At 61.9% G+C, this 2,177-nt stretch carries 3 protein-coding genes; all 3 read left to right on the forward strand.

The features are described from left to right. Positions 1-372, forward strand: a 372-nt coding sequence (locus PG5_RS32760) for a solute carrier family 23 protein (protein WP_042956000.1), incomplete at its 5' end; no start/stop codon positions are given. Between the two features lie 71 nt (positions 373-443). Further along, positions 444-1,073 (forward strand): LysE family translocator, encoded by a 630-nt coding sequence (locus PG5_RS32765; RefSeq protein ID WP_020801374.1) that lies wholly within the window; start codon positions 444-446, stop codon positions 1,071-1,073. Between the two features lie 64 nt (positions 1,074-1,137). Continuing rightward, complete coding sequence (locus PG5_RS32770; RefSeq protein ID WP_020801375.1) at positions 1,138-2,133, forward strand: AraC family transcriptional regulator; 996 nt, start codon at positions 1,138-1,140, stop codon at positions 2,131-2,133. Positions 2,134-2,177: the final 44 nt, after the last annotated feature.

Below are 2,177 nucleotides of genomic sequence, written 5' to 3' on the forward strand. Positions count from 1 at the left end.
GCCGCGGGCGTAGCGGCGGGTGGTCGGACTGGTCTTACCGCAGTGACCGTAGGTGTGCTATTTATTGCGGCCATGTTCTTCGCGCCGCTGGCCGGGATGATCCCCGCCTATGCCACGGCCGGTGCGCTGATCTATGTGGCCATGTTGATGATGGGCGGCATGGCCCACATCGAATGGGACGAGGCGACCGACAGCATTCCGGCGATCGTCACGGCAATCATGATGCCCCTGACCTTCTCGGTCGCCGACGGCATCGCGCTGGGCTTCATCACCTACGTGGCGCTGAAGGCCGGCACTGGCAAGTACAAGGAAATCTCCGTCAGTCTGTGGGTGCTCTGCGCAATTTTCATTGCCAAGTTCATCTTCTTGTAAATCTCGGCGGTACGCGCGTTAAACCAGCCTCACCCCGTCGGGTGAGGCTTTTGTGCAAATGGAGGAAAGTGATGAGTCTGGAAACCTGGCTGCTGTTCAGCGGCGCTGCGCTGGTAGTGATCCTGATCCCGGGGCCACTGTCTTTGCTGATGATCAGCAACAGTTTGAATTACGGCCTGGTCCGTTCCTACCCGGCGTTTCTTGGCGGCGTGATTGCCTCGATCTGCCTGTTGAGTGCTTCGGCGCTGGGCTTGGGCGCGCTGCTGCTGGCATCGGAACAATTATTCAGCGCACTGAAAATCGTCGGCGCGCTGTACCTGTTCTACCTCGCCTGGCAGAGCTGGCAGCAGTCGGGCCAACCGTCCCACGGTGCGCAAGTGCCTCAGGCCGCCGCAGTGCCACGCTTTCGCGCACTGTTCGGGCGCGCTTTCATGCTGGGCGCGAGCAACCCCAAGGACATCCTGTTCTTCGCCGCGTTTCTGCCGCAATTCTTGAGCGCCGGGCAACCGTTCCTGCCGCAATTGCTGGTGATGATCGCCACCTGGACCGTACTGGACCTGCTATGCAAGCTGGCCTACGGCCTGGGTGCCCATGGCGCGGCGCGGTATCTGCGCAGCGGCAAGGGCCAGAGCTGGTTTAACCGGGTCAGTGCCGGACTGTTCGGTGGAGCCGGGGCTGCGTCCTTGCTCAGCGGTCATTAAGGCCTTCTGACGCAAACCGGCACACAAGTTGCTCGGTTCTGGCACCCCCACGCCGGAATCGAGCATGCTCCACTCCCACCTCACCACCCTTAACGCCGTTTCCCTGGTGCTCGACACCTTCAAGGCCCAAGGTCTGCCCAGCGCCCCCCTGCTCGCCGGCAGCGGCATCTGTGCCGCGGATCTGGCCCGGGCGGACACGCGCATCACCACCAATCAAGAGATGCAGGTCTGCGCCAACGCCGTCGCCCTCAAGCGCGATATCGGCCTGGAACTGGGCCGACGCATGCATGTTTCGTCCTACGGCTTGCTCGGCTATGCCCTGCTCACCAGTGCCACCTTTGGTGACGCATTGCGCCTGGCGATGCGTTATCCGGCGCTGTTGGGAACACTTTTCGAGCTGAGCCTGGAAGAGGACAACGAGCGCGTCTGGTTTGTCGCCGCCGATTACCGGGAGAATCCGGCACTGGCGGTGTTCAACGCCGAGTTCTGCCTGGTGTCGTTGAAAGTCATCTGCGATGACCTGCTCGGGCACGCCCTGCCGCTGCTGGCTGCACGCTTCGAACATGCCGCGCCCGATTACCAGGTTAACTACGCCGAACACTTCAATAATTGCCCGCTGCACTTTGGCACACGCAACAACGCCTTCGCCTTCGACCGGCGCTGGCTGGACCAACCCTTGCCCCTGGCCGATGCCATCACCCACCAGGCCATGGCCGAGCGTTGCCGCAAGCAGAATACCGAGTTCACCGGGCGCCAGGCCTGGCTGGGGCGGATCCGCCAGCTGCTCAGGGCACAATTGCATGCGGCACCGGGACTCGAGGGATTGGCCGAGCAGATGAATTGTTCAGCACGCACCTTGCGACGGCACCTCAAGGACCTGGGGTGCAGCTATCAGGAATTGCTCGATGAGCTCAGGTTCGAGCAGGCCAAGCTTTTGCTCTGTGAAGACCAGATGCCGATCTACCGGATCGCCGAAGCATTGGGTTTCAGCGAGACCGCGAGTTTCCGCCATGCGTTTATGCGCTGGAGTGGTGTGACGCCTAGCCAGTTCCGGCCCTGAAGAACACCTCCTGCCGGTTTACCTACTGCGCAATGCCTGCGTTC

The organism is Pseudomonas sp. G5(2012) (genome assembly GCF_000408945.1).
Classification (GTDB): domain Bacteria; phylum Pseudomonadota; class Gammaproteobacteria; order Pseudomonadales; family Pseudomonadaceae; genus Aquipseudomonas; species Aquipseudomonas umsongensis.